This is a genomic window from Flavobacterium terrae (genome assembly GCF_900142035.1).
GTDB lineage: Bacteria > Bacteroidota > Bacteroidia > Flavobacteriales > Flavobacteriaceae > Flavobacterium > Flavobacterium terrae.
This window is the reverse complement of the sequence record NZ_FQZI01000001.1, coordinates 50,777-69,679: the sequence shown is the minus strand read 5'-3', so window position 1 is coordinate 69,679 and position 18,903 is coordinate 50,777. Positions and strand designations below refer to the sequence as shown.

The following is an 18,903-nucleotide window of genomic DNA, read 5'->3' as shown; positions in this document are numbered from 1 at the left end:
AAATATTAGGGCAGTTTATCTGCCCTTTTTTATGGCAGGAATTTATATTCATATCCCATTTTGCAAGCAGGCTTGTCATTACTGCGATTTTCACTTTTCAACCTCATTGAAGAAAAGTGATGCAATGGTTTTGGCTTTGGCCAAAGAACTTGTTTTACGAAAAAATGAATTTAAAGGTGAACTAGTAGAAACTATTTATTTTGGTGGTGGTACACCTTCTATATTGTCTTCAGAGGATTTAAATCATTTAATCGATGAGGTTTATGCCAATTATAAAGTTTCAGATAATACCGAGATAACTATAGAAGCCAATCCTGATGATTTAAATGATAAACGGATTAAAGAACTAGCAGCTTCTCGAGTAAATAGATTATCAATAGGAGTACAGTCTTTTTTTGAAGAAGATTTAAAGTTGATGAATCGTGCCCATAATGCAAATGAAGCCAAAAAATGTCTTGAATTAGCTGTTCAATATTTTGACAATATTTCGGTCGATTTGATTTATGGAATTCCTGGACTAACAAATGAAAAGTGGTTAGAGAATATTCAAATATTACTTGATTTAAATATTCCTCATATATCAAGCTATGCATTAACTGTCGAGCATAAAACAGCTTTAGAAAAAATGATTCAAAAAGGAGAGATTCCAGCGCTTGATGATGGAGTTGCTCATGAACAGTTTTTAATGTTGGTGGACAAACTCGAAGCTAATGGTTTTGTTCATTACGAATTGTCAAATTTTGGTAAACCAAATTACTTTTCTCAAAATAATTCGGCGTACTGGCTGGGTAAAAAATACATTGGCATTGGTCCATCGGCACACAGTTATGATGGAATAAATCGTAGTTGGAATGTTTCTAATAATTCCTTGTACATCAAATCGATGCAAGAATCTAAATTGCCGAGTGAAGTCGAAACATTATCTATTACTGACAGATATAACGAATATGTTATGACAGGTTTGCGAACCGTTTGGGGTGTTTCTTTAGAAATAATAGAAAAGGAATTTGGTAAAGACTATCTTGAATATTTACTTCAAAATGCACAACGATTTTTGGATGATGAAAAGCTGATTATTGAAAGTAATATTCTAAAAACTACAAAAAAAGGAAAATTCTTTTGTGACGGAATTGCATCAGATCTTTTTTGGTTAAATTTGGAATAAATAATTTCAAAGTGATTGCAGAAATTCAACACCAAAATCAGATTTTTAAAATAGATTTATCAAAGCCTTTAGATATTTCATTGCCAATTTCTAATACTGAACAAAATCCAATTGCCTGGTATATCGAAAAACCAGAAATAGAACCTGTTCGATTTGGTGATTGGGTTGGTAAAGTTTCAGAAGGAAGTTCTTCAACAAATTTCAATAATATTTTTTTTAACCCTCACGGACATGGTACGCATACCGAATGTCTGGGGCATATCACAATAGACTTCTATAGTATCAATCAATGTTTAAAGCAATTCTTTTTTACTGCAGAAGTGATTTCGGTTCAGCCAGAAGCACAAGGAGAAGATTTTGTAATCACTAAAGCGCAAATTGTTGATGCTTTAAAAGATAAATCGCCAGAAGCAATTATAATTAGAACATTACCGAATTCACCGGAAAAAACTTCAAAGAAATATTCAAATACAAACTGGCCTTATCTATTGGAAGAAGCAGCAACGTTTATCCGCGAAAAAGGTATTCAACATTTATTGATAGATTTGCCAAGTGTCGACAGAGAGCATGACGAAGGAAAATTATTAGCACATAAAGCATTTTGGAATGTAAAAGACGTGAATCATCTTAATGAAGACGCCAGAATCGATTGTACTATTACAGAGTTAGTTTATGTGAATGATGCAATTGAAGATGGATCTTATATACTAAATCTTCAAGTTGCTTCGTTTGAAAATGATGCAAGCCCTAGTAAGCCAATTTTATATAAAATATGATAACAGCAATTATTCCTAAGCTGCCTTTTATTCATAAAAGCAAAACAATTGAGTTTTATGAAAAATTAGGTTTTGTTTTGAATTCAGATTATGACGATTATTGTATTATTTCAAAGGATGACTTGGAAATTCATTTATTTGCCTATCAAAATTTGAATCCAATGAAATCAGATTTTATGATTTATATTCGGTTAGAAGATAAAATTGATGAATTTTATAAAAAATTGGAAGAGAAAAATATTGAAATTCATCCCAATGGAAAACTTGAAGTGAAACCATGGAACCAAATAGAATTTTCGATAATTGATCCTAATGGAACTTTGCTAACTTTTGGGCAATCAATATAAAATAAGATGGATATACAGCAACTTTATGAGTTTTGTTTGTCAAAAAAAGGAGTTACAGAGCATTTCCCTTTTGATGAAGATACTTTGGTTTTTAAAGTGGGAGAGAAAATGTTTTGCTTAACATCTTTGCAGGAGTGGGAAAAAGGAAATCCTTCTTTAAATTTAAAATGCGATCCAGAAAAAGCGGAAGAACTTCGCGCTGAATATGATGGAATAAGACCAGGTTATCACATGAGTAAAGTACATTGGAATACTGTCGATTTTCATAAAGACGTTTCTGATAAAATGATGCTGGAATTGATTAACGATTCATACGATTTAGTGTTTAAAAGTTTAACAAAGAAATTACAAGCTGAAGTAATAAATTCTTAATTTAGGCATTACTTTTGATGCTATTGTAAGCGCAAAAAATAATAAACAATAATTATGATTGATAATTTAAAGAAAATATTAAACGAAGACCAAGACCCAAAAGCGATTGAGAAAATTACGGCTAAGCTTGAGAATTTATTGATGACTAACGAGGAAGTTGGTTACATTGCTGTACAAAAAAAACCAGCGATTACAGTTTTTCCTGATAGTATAGTAGTTACTAATAAACGCATCATCTTATGTAAACCTAAAAATTTAGGCTTATCTATGGAGTTTATTGACTTTAATTGGGATGAAATAGGAGGAACGTTTGTGAAAGAAGGAATTTTAGGTTCTGATTTTACTTTTTCAACAAAAACTGAATTAACTCATACAGTAGATTATTTGCCTAAAAATCAAGCTAGAAAGCTATATACTTTTGCTAAAGAGCAAATGGATTTATTGAAAAATCCGCAAGCAACAACTACTATTGAAACAGCTCCTGTTATAGAAACTCCATCAGCCGTTGAAGAAGAATATCCTGCAGAAATTGTGGAAGAGGTTGAAGTTGAAGAAGTAACTTCATTTGCTGAAATCATGCCTTCAGTTCCAGTAATTAACGAACCAATTATTGAAGAGAAAGTAGAAAATACACCAACTAATTCTGGTGAAAGAAAATTAAGTGAAATGAGTAGTGAAGAGCTATTTGCTAAACTTCAGAATTATAAAAAATTATTAGATAACGGATTAATTCTTCAGGGAGAATATGACCGTTTAAAAGCTGAGGTTTTACAGTATATGTAATATATGTAATCTCTTAAATTATAAACAAGAAAAAGGCATTAGATTATCTAATGCCTTTTTAATTTTAGTTACATAACACTTTTTTGTTTTGCAACGTAACTGTCAGATTGAAGTTTTAATATTTCAATTGCAGATCTTTTCTTGTAATCGTACAATTCTTTGTCTGACCTGATGTCTTCATACACTTTGTCATAAATCATGGCATCAGTATCTTTTTGTAAAGCACGTTGAAAGTTGTTTTGTTCAATATGAGTTTTCAAGGCAGTTTCGTTGTCTTCTAATTTAAAGTCATACTCACCTTTAGGTGATAACATTTTAGCAATAATAGGTGATGTTTCGATAGCTAAAAACAACAACATTATAAAAAGAGAAGGTAATAAAGGAAGTTTTCCTAAGGCATTAATCCTTGCCATTAATCCATCAAAATTGTCTATTATAGGTTTAGAATCGGCTACTTTTTTGTCTAAATCGGCTTGTAAAGTCTTTGCTCTGGCTTCTTTATCGGCAATGGTTTTAGAAGAATTGGCTTTTAAAGAATCCAGTTGACGTAAGGCCAAATCATGAGCCTCTCTTTTTTCCTTGTAAATAGGTCCTTTACCCATTTTTTTAGTTCCAGCAGAACCTTCAGCCTCTGTAATGTAGGATTGATACAAATCGGCCACTTCTTTTTCTTTAGCTTTTATGTTCGATTTAATACTGTCAATTTCTCCTTGATTTTTGGTTACATCACCCTTAAAGAAATTGGTAACTTGATTTTTATTGGCAATTGCCATGGCATTCTTTTCTTTTAAAAGAACTGTATTGATTTCTTTTTCGAAAATTTTGATTTCTAAGGGTTTTGATATAACAATGGCAATAATCATTGCTAATATAATTCGGGGAGAAGCTTGTGCAAGTTCTGCTAATAAATTGTCTCTCTTTCTAATGGTTGAAACAATAAAGCGGTCTAGATTGAAAATAAGTAATGCCCAAACAGTTCCAAAAGCTACAGCATAATAAGGATTGTCAAATACTGTAAACAATGCGTAAGCACTCGCTAAAAATGCCATGACTGCGGTAAAAAATACTGTAGCGCCAATTCCAACATACTTAGTTTGTTCGCCTTCACTGCAAGAGTCTAGTAACTCTCTATCTGCGCCAGAGCACAGAATAAAAAAACGTTTTAACATGATGATTGATTTTGATTGATGATACAGCAAATTTAAGACCAAAAAAATAAATTATATCTAAATCATTGATTTATTTCGACTTATAAAACAATAATGACTTGAAATGGCAAAGCTAGTTATTTATATTCTACTGATAATCAGAATTTTAAATTAAAATTATTGTAAATTTGTACAACTATTTAGTATGTTCTTAAAAATCCACGTATTTCTGGTTTCAAAAACAAGTTTTACTTCTTTATAAACTTTTAATTTTTGAAATTATGAAAGCAATTCATTACAAACTTTTGGGGCTGTTCCTGTTTTTTTTAGGAAGCATAAATCCCACAATTGCTCAAGAAGCAGTACCTCGCTTTTTAACAGTAACTACTTTACACAGAAATACTTCTAATCCTGATTTAAAGCGAGAAGATTGGCTTAAAATTGAAAAAGAGTATTTTGACAAAGTGGTCATGAAGAATCCGTTAGTGTTAAGACATAATATTTTGACTCACTTTTTTACTGAAGATAACACTGAAATTCTCTTGGTACAGGTATATGAAAATTGGGAAGCTATTGATAAAGCTTGGGAAAAAGAAAATGAATTAGTTAAAGCGGCTTGGCCAGATGAGAAAGCAAGGAAGGCTTTTTTTGATAAAAGAGCGACTTTCTACTCAGAAGGACATTCGGATGAAATTTATACAGTTTTACCAAATCGAAAAATGTTAGCAAAAATTCCTGATAAACAGTTGGTTTATTATGTTAGAAAAAGTGCTTTTGCAGACAATAAAGAAGGTAGCACTAAGGAATTTGATGCCATGTTTAAAGAGGTAATGGATAATTTGATAAATAAAAACGATTTACTTAAGGCTTATTATACTTACGCTCATGCATGGGGCTCTAAAGGAGGTGAATTTGTTGAAGTATTCGTTTACGATAGTTTGGGAGATATCGAAAAAGCTTGGGCAAAAGATGACGAACTAGCTAAAGCTTATTGGAAAGATGAGTCCAAAATGAAAGAGTTTGATAAAAAAATGAATAAGTATTTTTCGCCAAATCACGGAGATTATATTTATAGAAATGAAGTTGGCCTTCAGAAATAAAAAGAAACCTCAAAGTGATAATGCTTTGAGGTTTTTGTTTTTTAACTAAAATTGATAGTCATCTTTTTTCCGGTGATTTCTTCAAGGGCCCAATCGGATGAATTGATAGCGCCTTCTATAAAACCGGTATAATCTGAATAAGCTTCCCCAATAATATGGATGTTTTTTGCTTCAGAATTATCTAAAGCAAAAGCTTTGAATTGTTCTTGAATTTCCCATGATTTTACACCTGGTCTCCAGCAGTGATTTCCAGCGCCATAAGGAGCACATGACCAGTCACGAATACCGTATGAAACTATCGATTTTTCAATATCATCTTTAATTTCAGTCAAACTCATATTGGCGTATTTCAATAAAGCTTCTTTAGTAAGTTGTAAACCGGTGGTTGACATTGCCTCATTTCCTTGTAACGATCGATAAACATCTTTTGACATAAAATTAGCAAACTGTTGTTTGATTTCGTCGTTATTGTTTATTTCTGCAAATTCATGCTTGTTTCTATTTTCTATGTAATAGTTCCAAAATTCTGTTGCAGGTTTGTCAGTGTATAATAGAATCATTCCGTAACCATCAAAATCATTGGTTTTTGATCTGCGGAAGTAATGAATTTCACGAGTTGGCATTCGATTTGCTCTTGCTTGAGGTGATTGATTGTATTCCCACCAAGGTTTGTCTAGAATGAAAAATACCTTAGTCATGGCAAATCCATTTACACTGTCTAATTGTTCTCGTATTTTTTCTGGTAAAGAGTGGTTTAGTTTCTTTAGGGGATATTGAGGCATCGCCAATAATAGATGGTCTGCTTCAAGAGTTAATTTTTCCTCTTTCTTGGTGTAAGCTGCTTCAACCTGGTCTTTATTAATGCTTTTAAAGGAAATTAATTTGGCACCATTAATAAGTGTTACGTTTTTTCTTTCTTGAAGTTTTAGTAACATTTGCTTAGTGATTTCATCTGTTCCTTTTTTTATTGTGGCCAAAATTTGGCCGTCTGTTTTAAAAGCTCTTAACCACCAAATAACCCATTCTATAGCATTTAAATTATCAGGAATCATATGATAAAAAGTACCAGTGTCTCTAATTTTCATTAGGGCTTGGTGTGATAAAATTCCATCTTCACTTAAAGCGTTCCAAAAACCCATTTTCCACATAGGTTTTCCATTGAGTTTGGATTCCTTACGCATGATTCTGAAATCTTCTTCAGTTAAGCTATCAATCCAGTTTTGACAACCAAAATCAAGAGGGTTGTTAGGATTTTTACCCATCATTAATAAAATGCCTTTGCGTAATAAGTCTAAAGCATTTAAATTTTGCTCTTGTAACGGAAGATCGTATTGAGGAAATTGTGAAGGATTTGCTTGCGGACCATTAAACGGCAGAAGCTCAATTTTTAAATCGTCAATTAATTTGCCAAACTTAGGTTGTAATTTTGTCTCAAAACGCATTGGTCCCCATTCTGTAATAAAATTTTCAAGAACCGTAGTTTCAATACGTCCGCCCCAATGATTTTCAGAAGCTTCAAGAAGAATAACGTTGTAATCTAAATCACTCAGTTGAAGTGCGCTGTAAAGTCCAGAGATTCCGCCTCCAGCAATACAAATTGTCTTTTTCATTTTGTGTTTGTTTGGTGGAGCAAACTTAAAAAAATTGAGGAAAAGACAAAGGGTGTTTTTGTTTTATTTTGAACAGATATATACGAAAGCAGGAGGTAAGTTCAATAGGGTGAAGTTGATGCTAACTTCGCTAAAATATCCTTCTAATTTTTTTTTGGCATTCAATGAATATTGAAACTGAATGTATTTTCCATTTTCAGAAAGTGCATTGTCAGAATTAGTTAAAATACTATGAACAACTTCATCGGGGATCATGGTGAAAGGCAACGATGAAACTATATAGTTAGCCGAAGAGAATCCATGCTCTTTAAGATAAAGTTCTATTTTTTCAGCACTGTTGTTAATCAAAACTAAACGGTCATCTTTAATTTGTTTTAGTTCTTCTATGAATGTTGGATTAATTTCAAAGGCTAAAAGTTTTGCGTCTGGGCGCATGTTCTCTAATAGTTTTTTTGTAAAAACACCTGTTCCTGGACCAAATTCTACAATACATTGCGATTGACTAAAATTTATGGGTTCCAACATTTTTTTAGCCAAAAAAGAGGAACTAGGCGACAAAGCGCCTATAGTTCCTGTAGATTTTAATACTTCTGATATAAATTTTTTCTTACTCACTGAATTTATTTACTCATTTCAGTAAAGTATTTATAGAATAATGGAATAGTTTCGATTCCTTTTAAGTAGTTAAAAATTCCGTAATGTTCATTAGGAGAATGGATAGCATCGCTATCAAGTCCAAATCCCATCATTATGGTTTTTGATTTTAATTCTTTTTCAAATAAAGCAACGATTGGAATACTTCCTCCAGAGCGTACTGGAATTGGTTCTACGCCAAAAGAGTCATTGTAGGCCTTGGCAGCAGCTTGATAGCCAATACCATCAATAGGAGTTACATATCCTTGCCCTCCATGGTGAGGAGTAACTTTTACTTTTACAGCCTTTGGAGCAATACTTTCAAAGTGTTTTTTGAATAATTCAGTGATTTCCTCCCAGTCTTGATTTGGTACTAAACGCATTGAAATTTTAGCATAAGCTTTACTTGCAATAACTGTTTTTGCACCTTCTCCAGTGTAACCACCCCAGATTCCGTTTACATCTAGTGTAGGACGAATTGAGTTTCTTTCATTTGTTGTGTAGCCTGTTTCACCATATTCTTCGGCTATATCAAGTGCTTTGTTGTATGCTTCTTGGCTGAATGGTCTTTTTGCCATTTGAGCTCTTTCTTCTAATGAAAGTTCTTCTACTTTATCATAAAAACCAGGTATTGTAATGTGGTTGTTTTCATCGTGCAAAGAAGCAATCATTTTAGTTAATACATTAATTGGGTTTGCTACAGCTCCACCGTATAATCCAGAGTGTAAGTCTCTGTTAGGGCCAGTAACTTCAACTTCTACGTAGCTTAAACCACGTAAACCAGTTGTGATTGATGGTTGTTGGTTTGAAATCATACCAGTGTCTGAAATCAAAATCACATCATTAGCTAGTTTTTCTTGGTTTCTCTCTACAAACCAGCCTAAGCTTTTAGATCCAACTTCTTCTTCACCTTCAATCATAAATTTCACGTTACAAGGCAAACATTTATTTTGAATCATATATTCAAATGCCTTTACGTGCATATACATTTGTCCTTTATCATCACAAGCACCACGAGCAAAAATTGCTCCTTCAGGATGCAAGTCTGTTTTTTTAATTACTGGTTCAAAAGGAGGTGAATCCCATAATTCAATTGGATCCGCTGGCTGTACATCATAGTGTCCGTATACTAAAACTGTTGGTAAACTTGGATCTATTATTTTTTCACCGTAAACAATTGGGTAGCCAGGAGTTTCGCAAAGTTCAACAATATCACACCCAGCTTTTTCTAAACTTACTTTTACAGCATTTGCAGTATCAATTACGTCTTGAGCATAAGCGCTATCGGCACTTACTGAAGGTATTTTTAATAAATCGATTAATTCATTTAAAAAACGTTCTTTATTTTCTTGAACGTATTGTTTAATATTTTCCATTGTGTTTTTTTGATATAGAATTTCAAAGATAGCAAATTGAGGGGCCAATTTCTTAATTCCAAATTTCAATTTTTATAATAAATTAAAATTTTGTTCAATTTTTGAATTTGCAATTTGGTTTTTAAAATAAATGTGTATATTTGCACCCACTTATTGAAACAATTACTGTTTCTAAACCCTGCGGGTGTGGCGAAATTGGTAGACGTGCCAGACTTAGGATCTGGTGCCGCAAGGCGTGTAGGTTCGAGTCCTATCACCCGCACAAAAAGCTCAAACGAAAGTTTGGGCTTTTTTTATGTATTGAAAACAAAAAACCCTTTCATTTGAAAGGGTTTTTCTATAAGTAAGAATATGGTTGATATTTAGTTTCTGTGAACTAATGTTCCTTGTGACCATTTTTTTGCTTCAGCAACACGACTGTCATTGTAATCAACTTCATTAAGTGTGTTTTTGTCCCAAAAAAACCATTTACCAGTTTTTTCTCCATTTTTATATTCTCCCATAGCAATTTTTACTCCGTTTTCATCAAAAGAAACCCATTTGCCATGAACTTTACCATCTTTGTAAAAACCTTCTTGTTTTACTGTTCCATTGTCATTGTAGTAAGTAGCTTTAACTAAGTTTCCTTCAATTTCATATTTAGGTTCTATAGTTTGAGCCATTACAATACCTGAGAAAACTAACGCGCATAATGTGATAATCTTTTTCATAGTTTAGGGATTTAGGTTACAATTATATTTCAAATATAGAAAAATATTTACATTAAAAAAACTATTGCTTAACAATTTCATAACATTGGATGAAAATTTAACATTGGAAATCTTTTTAGGAATGATAAATAATTGTTTTGACTAGCTTTTAACTTGTGGTAAATTGGTTAAATTTGCACTCAAATTTTAATATAATGTACAGAAGTCATACATGTGGCGAATTAAACGTTTCGCATATCAATACAGAAGTTACCCTAGCTGGATGGGTTCAAAAATCTCGCGATAAAGGCTTTATGGTTTGGGTTGATTTAAGAGATCGTTATGGTATTACTCAGTTAATTTTTGACGAAAGTAGAACTGATAAAGCAGTTTTTGAATTAGCAAAAACATTAGGACGTGAGTTTGTAATTCAGGTTAAAGGTACTGTTATTGAGCGCGAATCTAAAAATCCTAATATGGCTACTGGTGATATTGAAATTTTAGTTTCAGAGTTAACAGTATTAAATCAAGCTATTTTGCCTCCTTTTACAATAGAAGACGAAACAGATGGAGGAGAGGAGTTGCGTATGAAGTATCGTTATTTAGATATTCGTCGTAATCCAGTGAAAAACAGTTTGTTGTTTCGTCACAAAGTAGCAATGGAAGTTAGAAATTTCCTTTCGGCTAAAGGTTTTTGTGAAGTTGAAACACCATATTTAATTAAATCAACACCAGAAGGAGCTCGCGATTTCGTAGTGCCCTCACGTATGAATGCTGGTCAGTTTTATGCTTTACCTCAATCTCCACAAACATTCAAGCAATTATTGATGGTAGGAGGAATGGATAAATATTTCCAAATCGTAAAATGTTTCCGTGATGAGGATTTACGTGCTGACCGTCAACCTGAATTTACTCAAATTGACTGTGAAATGGCTTTTGTTGAACAAGAAGATATTTTAAATATGTTCGAAAGTTTAACACGTCATTTGTTAAAAGAAATAAAAGGGATTGAAGTAGATAAATTCCCAAGAATCACATACGATTATGCTATGAGAACCTATGGTAATGATAAACCAGATATCCGTTTTGGAATGGAGTTTGGTGAATTGAATGCCGTAGCTCAGCATAAAGATTTTGGTGTATTTAATTCGGCAGAATTAGTAGTCGGAATTGCTGTGCCAGGCGGAGCTGCTTATACTCGTAAAGAAATTGATGCTTTGATTGACTGGGTAAAACGACCTCAAGTTGGTGCTTTAGGAATGGTGTACTGTAAATATGAAGCTGATGGAAGCTTAAAGTCTTCAGTAGATAAGTTTTACGATCAAGAAGATTTGAAAAAATGGGCAGAAGCTACCAAAGCAAATCCTGGAGATATTATTTTTGTTTTATCGGGACCAGCAAATAAAACTCGTTCTCAATTAAGCGCACTTCGTATGGAGGTGGCAACTCGTTTAGGTTTACGTAAACCAGATGAGTTTGCGCCATTGTGGGTGGTTGATTTTCCATTATTGGAATGGGATGAAGATAGTGAAAGATATCATGCAATGCACCATCCATTTACATCACCTAAGCCAGAAGATATTCATTTAATTACTACAGAGCCAGGAAAGATAAGAGCGAATGCTTATGATATGGTATTGAATGGAAATGAAATAGGCGGAGGGTCAATTCGTATCCATGATAAAGATTTACAAGCAAGAATGTTCGAATTATTAGGGTTTACAAAAGAAGAAGCTGAAAATCAGTTTGGATTCTTGATGAATGCCTTTCAATATGGAGCACCTCCTCATGGTGGTTTAGCGTTTGGATTAGATCGTTTAGTGGCTATTCTTGGAGGTCAGGAAACGATTCGTGACTTCATTGCTTTTCCTAAAAATAATTCGGGACGTGATGTAATGATTGATGCTCCATCGGTTATTGATGACAAACAATTAGACGAACTATTTATCAAGTTAAATCTTAAATAAATAGTAGTTTCTTTGTTAAACAACAAAAAAAATTAACATTTTTTTATAAAATAAATTTGGCAAAAATTTTTTGTCTCGATAAAAAGTATATCTTTGATTTATTATTAATTTATTTTTTCAAAGAATGCGCACAGGCAAAGTTAAATTTTTTGTTGAATCTAAAGGTTTTGGATTCATAACTGATGATGAAACAGGGGCAGATATTTTTGTTCACGTTACTGGTACAAACGGTAAAGAACTAAAAGAAGGTCAAAAAGTTTCTTTCACAGAAGAAGACGGTCGTAAAGGTAAAGTTGCTACTAATGTAGTAGTTATCGAATAATATATATATAGTATTTTTTGATTACCAGAATGAAGGTTACACCACGCCAATAGGCGTGGTTTTTTATTTTAAAAAGAATTTTTTTTATCTTTTCCTTCTAAAAAAATCTTTCATTAAAGTAGCACATTCATTTTCCATGATACCAGAGACTAGCTCTGTTTTTGGATGAAGTTTTCCTCCCATAGCTCTAAATCCTCTATGCTCATCTGAAGCTCCATAAACAATTTTTGATATTTGGCTCCAGTATAAAGCTCCAGCACACATTTGACATGGTTCTAGAGTCACATAAAGTGTACAACCTTTTAAATATTTTCCTCCCAAGAAATTAGCCGAAGCAGTTATGGCTTGCATTTCAGCATGAGCAGTAACATCATTTAACATTTCTGTCAAGTTATGACTTCGAGCAATTATTCTATTTTCTACAACAATAACAGCTCCAACAGGTATTTCTCCTCGGTCAAAGGCTACTTCTGCCTCTTGCAGAGCTTTTTTCATAAAGTACTCGTCAGTGAAAATATTTTCCATGAAAACAAAAATACAATTTCATATTGTACATTTGCAGTATGTCAAGCAATCTCCTACAAAATATTAACTCTTCTTTGGATTTAAAGAAGCTAAAAGAGTCAGAATTACCAACTCTTGCTAAAGAACTTAGAGATTTCATAATTAAAATTATTTCCCAAAAAGAAGGACATTTAGGTGCTAGTTTAGGCGTTGTTGAATTAACTATTGCATTGCATTATGTATTTGATACTCCTAATGATTTATTGGTTTGGGATGTAGGTCATCAAGCTTATGGTCATAAAATTTTGACAGGTAGAAGAGATGTTTTTCATACTAATAGAGATCTTAATGGGATTTCAGGTTTCCCTAAGAGAAGTGAAAGTCTGTACGATACTTTTGGTGTTGGGCACTCATCTACTTCTATATCTGCAGCTCTAGGTATGGCATTAGCTTCTAATTTGAAAAATGAATTCGATAAACAACACATTGCAGTAATAGGAGATGCCTCAATTGCTTCGGGAATGGCTTTCGAAGCGTTAAATCATGCTGGTGTTACTGATGCTAATTTATTGATTATTTTAAATGATAATGCTATTGGTATCGATCCAAGCATTGGTGCTTTAAAAGAATATCTTGCTTCTTTTAAAGAAGGTGATGTGCATGAAGAAAACAATATTTTTAAAGCTTTAAATTTTAATTATTCAGGTCCAATTGATGGTCACGACTTGGACGCTTTAATTTTGGAACTAAAAAGATTAAAAGCGGTAAAAGGGCCTAAATTCCTTCATGTAATTACAACCAAAGGTAAGGGATTACAATTAGCTGAAGAAAATCAAGTAAAATATCATGCACCTGGGAAATTTGATCCGGAAACAGGTAAAATATATCCCAAGGAAGAAGAGGGTTTACCCCAAAAATTTCAGGATGTATTTGGGCACACATTAGTTGAATTAGCTGAAACTAATGAAAAAATTATAGGAGTAACACCTGCAATGCCTTCGGGTTCTTCGTTAAAATACATGATGGATAGATTTTCAGATAGAGCATTCGATGTTGGTATAGCAGAACAACATGCGGTTACATTATCCGCAGGAATGGCAACGCAAGGCATGATTGTTTTCTGTAATGTGTATTCTACTTTTTTGCAAAGAGCATACGATCAGGTAATTCATGATGTGGCTTTGCAGAATTTGCCAGTAATATTCTGTCTAGATAGATCTGGCTTTGTTGGTGAAGATGGAGCAACACATCATGGGCTTTTTGATTTGGCTTTTTTAAGTTGTGTGCCTAATATAATTATTTATGCTCCATTAAATGAGATAGAATTAAGAAATATAATGTTTACGGCTCAATTAGGATTAAATCATCCAATAGCAATCCGTTATCCAAGAGGTAGAGGATTTATAAAAGACAATTGGAAATTGCCTTTCGAAAAATTAGAAATTGGTAAAGGGTTTTGCCTGAAAGAAGGTAGTAAAGTTGCAGTCATTTCTACTGGGACAATAGGTAATAACGTTATAGAAGCTATTAAATTGGTTTCTGATAATTCAAAATTAGCGCATTATCATTTTCCTTTTGTAAAACCTTTAGATATAGGTTTATTAATAGAAATTGGAGGGAAATTTGATGTAGTAATTACAGTTGAGGAAGGTGTGATTAATGGTGGTTTTGGAAGTTTAGTTGCGTCTTTTTTTAATGAAAATGAATTTAAAATAAAGATTAAAAAATTAGGTATACTTGATGAATTTATTGAACAAGGTTCTGTTGCAGAATTACAGAAGAACTCAGGATTAGACATCCAGTCATTGCTAAAGATTTTTGAAAAGATGATATAAAAAAGGCACTCAAATTGAGTGCCTTTTTTATATCAATACATCTTAATTAATTTAGTTAAGAATAATTTTCTTAGTATAGTTAAGTTCATCACCGCTGATTTTTACAGCATAAACACCAGCTTGTAAATGACTTAGGTCAATAGATTTTTCATTATTGAATTCAGTACTGTTTAATGAATAAACAACTCTTCCATTTAAGTCAATAACTTGAACAGTTGCTTTCCCAATAAAGCTATTAATTTTAATATTTACTAAACCATTAGAAGGGTTAGGGTAAATGGTAATTTTATCGCTGTTGTCAAATTGACTTACACTAAGTGTACAATTTGGTCCAGGTGCTGGCTCAGTAAAGTCTTCAACCTGATCTTGAACTCCAGCAATACCAGAGTTAGTTCCTGATGAAGCGTTAACCCCCATTCCTCTTCTAGCAAATGTTTTCCAAATCATACAGTAGTCTTGTCCGCCAGTACTAGCCTGATCAGCTGCTATTATTGCATTTCTACAGTCAATAAGACTTGGATTTGCAGGAGTAAGTTTTAATGCATCCACAACTAGTCTCATTACTTTGTTATTTCCAGCAGTACCATTGTAGATGTTTGAGCTATAGCCATATTTGTCGATATAATTCCATGCTAAATCCCATAGCATAACTGCCCATATTGATCCTAAGCCATGAACATTTACATAGTCAACACCATTGTCTGTATACCATTGGTTGTTAGTATCTCCAAAAGTATGTGGATTCACAGCCATGTCAGTAGAGTATCTGTATTCTCTAATTCCATCACCATTTGTTGGTTGTCCAACTGCAAAAGTGCCAATTCCTCTAGCATCATTACGAGTATCTCCTGGTTTAATTTGCATCATTAACCAAAACCAATCTGACCATCCTTCACCAGGCTGTTCAGGTGAAGCTAATGCATTACCTCCGCCAACTAATCTAGTAGAAATTCCATGTCCGTACTCGTGAGCAATGATACCATTATCAAAATCACCATCTGCGTAAGCATAAGAGTCAACGGATGATAAGCTAACATTAACGGTTCCGCTTGATATAGCTGAAATTAATGCTTCACCTTCTGTTTGTGTAATACTTACAGCAGGAATTGTTATTGCTGGATTATCACCTGCCATTGAAATAGTTCCAGCTGTATTGTTTACAATAATTGCAGCTATAGCTCCAGCATCTTGAACAGCTTTTACTTTTAAATTAAAAGGACAAGAACCTCTTCTAATTACTGCTATTTTACCTGTCATTGAACCAGCAGGTAGGGATGCTCCTGTTGTAGTATCAGTACAAGCGTCTGATGTGTCCGGACTTCCATCATTAACTAATTGAAGTGTTCCGGTTAGTGCCGAAGGAGCAATGGGTAAATGTATGTGGCCTTCATTGAAAGCATTTTCAATTACTTGATAAGATGTTCCTGACAAAGAACCGCTAGTAACAGTTAAATTAGAGAATTTTCTTCCACTTGTCCAAAGAAACATTTGCATTCTAGGTCTAGAACCATCTCCAGGAGTGGCAAAATTTGCATTATTGTAAGTTGGAGTTGCTAAAAATGAACCATCTTGAGATTCTGCATTTACAGGATCGTTACCTCCATAATTAGCATTGTTAGGATTATTTGGGTCAATTTTTCTCCCATAATTAGAAGTTTGAAAATTTCTATTAACTTCATTAAAACCATACTGATACCATAAATCATGCATTATGTTATTCATGTAGAATAAGTTTGTATTTGCGGCGTTTACGTATGTTTTAGGAGATGTTCCAGTTCCATTGTATGGATAATCAAATGTTAGGTTTGGATAAGTTCCTGTTGAAGAGTTAGTGTAAGTGGCAGGACTACCTGGAGAATCAATGTCATTAAAGTCAGAATATACATTTACATTGTTTCCTCTTGTTGAGTTGAATTGTGTTGGTGTAGTTCCCCCACCAATTGTGTTGTTTGAGTTATGCCATCCATTTGGTGAAGCAGCAAGTGTAGAAGGGGCTAAAACTGTTGTAGCTTCAGGATTAGTGATTAACTGTCTTGCAGAATGATTTGGACTTTCGTAATTCCAAGGAATAACTCTGTAGTTTGTTGTTCCGGGGGTCAAGAAAGTAGATTTTGCTTCAGTTTTGAAGAAATTATTTTGAAACTCTGAATCTAATTCTTTTATATGATTATGACCAGAATGATTTTTCACTTCATGATTACATCTTAAAACCAAATCCCTTTTTTCTAAAATGTTTCCATCTTGAGCATCAATTTGAACATACCAAAGATGATCATTGCTTTGATTGTAAAATTCATAACTCCATGCTAAACGTAAGCTTTTTTCGGTAGTTTGATAATATACTAATTTAGCATTTATTGGATCTTCTGAAAGTAGACCATTGCTTAATTTGTATTTGTTGCCTTGATTTTCAATTATATTTGAATTGAAATTAGCTTCTCCTAGTTGTGTTAAAGCTCTTGAAAAACCTTCAACAACATTTAACTGAGGTTGGACTGTATTTACTTTTGAAGATAATTCAGAAATAAAACCAGAAGGGTTGTTTATAACTTGTTTGTCTTTTATCCAAAAATAAATATATGATTGAAAAATATCAATTCCTTGGTAAGACTGCTTAATATAACAATTTTCAATACCTGTTGTTTCAGAGCTCGTGATGTTTTCAAGATTCCAATCTTTTGATTCTTGGTTGTTTAGTTGATACTTTTGTGCGTTAGCATTAATGTATCTTTGAATAATCTCACCATTTGATTGAGAAAAACCAGAAACAAAAAATCCAAACCCAGCACAAAGTGACATAAGTAGATTTTTTTTCATAAAGTATAAGTTATAGTTGAATTAATTTTTGCAAATATATGATTTTGTACTAATTATGATAGTTAAATATTGAGTTATTTCTGTTTTTTATTTATTATCACTAATTATTTTGTTAAATTTTAAAGCATTTCCATCAGTAAGCATAGAAACAAAATGACAAATATGTAAAAGTCGTTCGTAAAGAGTTTCTTTATCGATGTGATGTTTTTCAGGTAGGATTTTAAGTAAAAGATTATCAAAATTTGAAGTTTTTCCTTCTGCTTTGTTATTATAGGCAGTAATGAATTTATCTAAAAGATTATTTATGATCTGGTAACCGTTAATTTCTTTTTCTATCACCTCTCTGCTTTGATATATATTTTTTACACTAAGCTTAATGATGTCATTCATCTGGGCTTTGTATTTACTTTTATCTGTAAGTGCAAATGGAAACAGACCTTTTAAAATTGCTTCTTCATTTTCTATAAATACTTGAACAGCGTCATTAATTAAGCTTCCTATAGCTAAAGCTCTTAAATAACTTATTCGATCTTCTTTAGTAGTAAGCGCTTTATATTTTGATGAATCGATAGAATCTTTTACGAGTTTTATTAAATATTCTAAGGCATAATCTTCAGAAACTAAACCTAAATTAATTCCATCTTCAAAATCAATAATGGTATAGCAAATGTCATCAGCAGCTTCTACAAGATAGGCTAGTGGATGTCTTTCGTAGCCAATATCATTCCCTGTTTTGTTTGGAATTAAACCAAGTTCATTGGCAACTTCTTTAAAAAAGGTTTTGTCTTGCTGGAAGAAACCATATTTTTTATCGGCTATATTTTGAGTCGGTTTTTTAGGAAGACTTTCTTTAGGATATTTCATAAAAGCTCCTAAAGTGGCATAAGTGAGACGTAAACCTCCTTCGACGCCTGGTCTGGTTCCTGTTACTACCGAAAAGCCATTGGCATTTCCTTCAAAATCGATTAAATCTTGCCATTCTTTCTCAGTCAATTGACTTTTATATTTTTGTCCGTTGCCAATGGAGAAATATTCGCCAATAGCTTTTTCGCCTGAATGTCCAAATGGCGGATTGCCAATGTCGTGTGCTAATGAAGCTGCGGCTACAATAGCTCCAAAATCATTGGCCTGATAACCATGGATTTCTTTAAGGTGTGGATGCTTTTCTAAAATTTTTTTTCCAACCAATCTTCCTAATGATCTCCCCACAACAGAAACTTCTAAGCTGTGAGTTAAACGAGTGTGAACGAAATCTGTTTTTGATAACGGAATAACTTGTGTTTTGTCTTGAAGACTTCTAAAAGCTGCCGAAAAAATGATACGGTCATAATCTACCTCGAATCCTAAACGAGTTTCATCTTGTTCTTTTCGTAATCTTTTACTTGTGTCGCCTTGACGTTTTAATGACAGCAATTGTTCCCAGTTCATCATAGGATTGTATTTTTCTAAATTTTAGAAT

Annotated in this window: 17 protein-coding genes and 1 tRNA gene; 10 read left to right on the top strand and 8 right to left on the bottom strand. The window is 33.0% G+C overall.

Annotated features, from left to right (window positions below; all coding sequences use genetic code 11):
* Window positions 1-31: 31 nt before the first annotated feature.
* Genes hemW through BUC09_RS00315 form a run of 5 tightly spaced genes read left to right on the top strand, consistent with a single transcriptional unit; the run spans window position 32 to window position 3,443 of the window.
* On the top strand, window positions 32-1,165 hold the full coding sequence (gene hemW, locus BUC09_RS00335; protein WP_073307572.1) for a radical SAM family heme chaperone HemW: 1,134 nt from the start codon (window positions 32-34) through the stop codon (window positions 1,163-1,165).
* Window positions 1,166-1,176: 11 nt separating this feature from the next.
* Window positions 1,177-1,941 (top strand): cyclase family protein, encoded by a 765-nt coding sequence (locus BUC09_RS00330; RefSeq protein ID WP_073308992.1) that lies wholly within the window; start codon window positions 1,177-1,179, stop codon window positions 1,939-1,941.
* On the top strand, window positions 1,938-2,288 hold the full coding sequence (locus BUC09_RS00325; RefSeq protein ID WP_073307570.1) for a bleomycin resistance protein: 351 nt from the start codon (window positions 1,938-1,940) through the stop codon (window positions 2,286-2,288). Before BUC09_RS00330 ends, BUC09_RS00325 begins: the two co-directional genes overlap by 4 nt.
* 6 nt (window positions 2,289-2,294) lie before the next feature.
* A complete protein-coding gene (locus BUC09_RS00320; protein ID WP_073307568.1) occupies window positions 2,295-2,660 on the top strand; it encodes an MmcQ/YjbR family DNA-binding protein in 366 nt (121 codons plus the stop codon).
* Between the two features lie 54 nt (window positions 2,661-2,714).
* On the top strand, window positions 2,715-3,443 hold the full coding sequence (locus BUC09_RS00315; RefSeq protein WP_073307566.1) for a PH domain-containing protein: 729 nt from the start codon (window positions 2,715-2,717) through the stop codon (window positions 3,441-3,443).
* 68 nt (window positions 3,444-3,511) lie between these two features.
* On the opposite strand, the gene BUC09_RS00310 is transcribed toward BUC09_RS00315, so the two are convergent.
* Window positions 3,512-4,612, bottom strand: coding sequence for a DUF4407 domain-containing protein (locus BUC09_RS00310; protein ID WP_073307564.1), 1,101 nt, complete (start codon window positions 4,610-4,612; stop codon window positions 3,512-3,514).
* Between the two features lie 260 nt (window positions 4,613-4,872).
* Here BUC09_RS00310 and BUC09_RS00305 point away from each other — a divergent pair, with 260 nt between their 5' ends.
* The gene (locus tag BUC09_RS00305; protein ID WP_073307562.1) at window positions 4,873-5,691 is read left to right on the top strand and encodes a hypothetical protein; all 819 of its coding nucleotides are present in this window, start codon (window positions 4,873-4,875) and stop codon (window positions 5,689-5,691) included.
* Between the two features lie 41 nt (window positions 5,692-5,732).
* Here the strand turns inward: BUC09_RS00305 and BUC09_RS00300 are convergent, their stop codons facing one another.
* The 3 genes from BUC09_RS00300 to BUC09_RS00290 form a co-directional block, all read right to left on the bottom strand.
* A complete protein-coding gene (locus BUC09_RS00300; RefSeq protein WP_073307560.1) occupies window positions 5,733-7,301 on the bottom strand; it encodes a flavin monoamine oxidase family protein in 1,569 nt (522 codons plus the stop codon).
* Between the two features lie 63 nt (window positions 7,302-7,364).
* A complete protein-coding gene (locus tag BUC09_RS00295; RefSeq protein ID WP_073307558.1) occupies window positions 7,365-7,916 on the bottom strand; it encodes a class I SAM-dependent methyltransferase in 552 nt (183 codons plus the stop codon).
* A 5-nt stretch (window positions 7,917-7,921) separates the two neighbouring features.
* Entirely contained in the window at window positions 7,922-9,310 is a 1,389-nt protein-coding gene (locus tag BUC09_RS00290) for a dipeptidase (protein WP_073308990.1), read from the bottom strand.
* 180 nt (window positions 9,311-9,490) lie between these two features.
* Between BUC09_RS00290 and BUC09_RS00285 the strand changes: the two genes are divergently transcribed.
* A tRNA-Leu gene (locus BUC09_RS00285) sits at window positions 9,491-9,572 on the top strand.
* A gap of 100 nt (window positions 9,573-9,672) precedes the next feature.
* On the opposite strand, the gene BUC09_RS00280 is transcribed toward BUC09_RS00285, so the two are convergent.
* Window positions 9,673-10,020 carry a toxin-antitoxin system YwqK family antitoxin gene (locus BUC09_RS00280; protein ID WP_073307556.1) on the bottom strand — a complete coding sequence of 116 codons (348 nt, stop codon included), beginning with the start codon at window positions 10,018-10,020 and terminating at the stop codon, window positions 9,673-9,675.
* A 194-nt stretch (window positions 10,021-10,214) separates the two neighbouring features.
* On the opposite strand from BUC09_RS00280, the gene aspS reads away from it, so the two are divergent.
* Together aspS and BUC09_RS00270 are read left to right on the top strand one after the other, a co-directional pair.
* Window positions 10,215-11,966, top strand: a complete 1,752-nt coding sequence (aspS, locus tag BUC09_RS00275) for an aspartate--tRNA ligase (protein ID WP_073307554.1) — start codon at window positions 10,215-10,217, stop codon at window positions 11,964-11,966.
* A gap of 124 nt (window positions 11,967-12,090) precedes the next feature.
* Entirely contained in the window at window positions 12,091-12,288 is a 198-nt protein-coding gene (locus BUC09_RS00270) for a cold-shock protein (protein WP_073307553.1), read from the top strand.
* An 84-nt stretch (window positions 12,289-12,372) separates the two neighbouring features.
* Here BUC09_RS00270 and BUC09_RS00265 read toward each other — a convergent pair whose 3' ends face one another.
* Window positions 12,373-12,813, bottom strand: coding sequence for a nucleoside deaminase (locus BUC09_RS00265; protein WP_073307551.1), 441 nt, complete (start codon window positions 12,811-12,813; stop codon window positions 12,373-12,375).
* 38 nt (window positions 12,814-12,851) lie between these two features.
* On the opposite strand from BUC09_RS00265, the gene BUC09_RS00260 reads away from it, so the two are divergent.
* Window positions 12,852-14,627 carry a 1-deoxy-D-xylulose-5-phosphate synthase gene (locus BUC09_RS00260; protein WP_073307549.1) on the top strand — a complete coding sequence of 592 codons (1,776 nt, stop codon included), beginning with the start codon at window positions 12,852-12,854 and terminating at the stop codon, window positions 14,625-14,627.
* 51 nt (window positions 14,628-14,678) lie between these two features.
* Here BUC09_RS00260 and BUC09_RS00255 read toward each other — a convergent pair whose 3' ends face one another.
* Together BUC09_RS00255 and BUC09_RS00250 are read right to left on the bottom strand one after the other, a co-directional pair.
* Window positions 14,679-17,444 carry a T9SS-dependent M36 family metallopeptidase gene (locus tag BUC09_RS00255; protein WP_073307547.1) on the bottom strand — a complete coding sequence of 922 codons (2,766 nt, stop codon included), beginning with the start codon at window positions 17,442-17,444 and terminating at the stop codon, window positions 14,679-14,681.
* Between the two features lie 87 nt (window positions 17,445-17,531).
* The gene (locus BUC09_RS00250; protein WP_073307545.1) at window positions 17,532-18,872 is read right to left on the bottom strand and encodes a deoxyguanosinetriphosphate triphosphohydrolase; all 1,341 of its coding nucleotides are present in this window, start codon (window positions 18,870-18,872) and stop codon (window positions 17,532-17,534) included.
* Window positions 18,873-18,903: the final 31 nt, after the last annotated feature.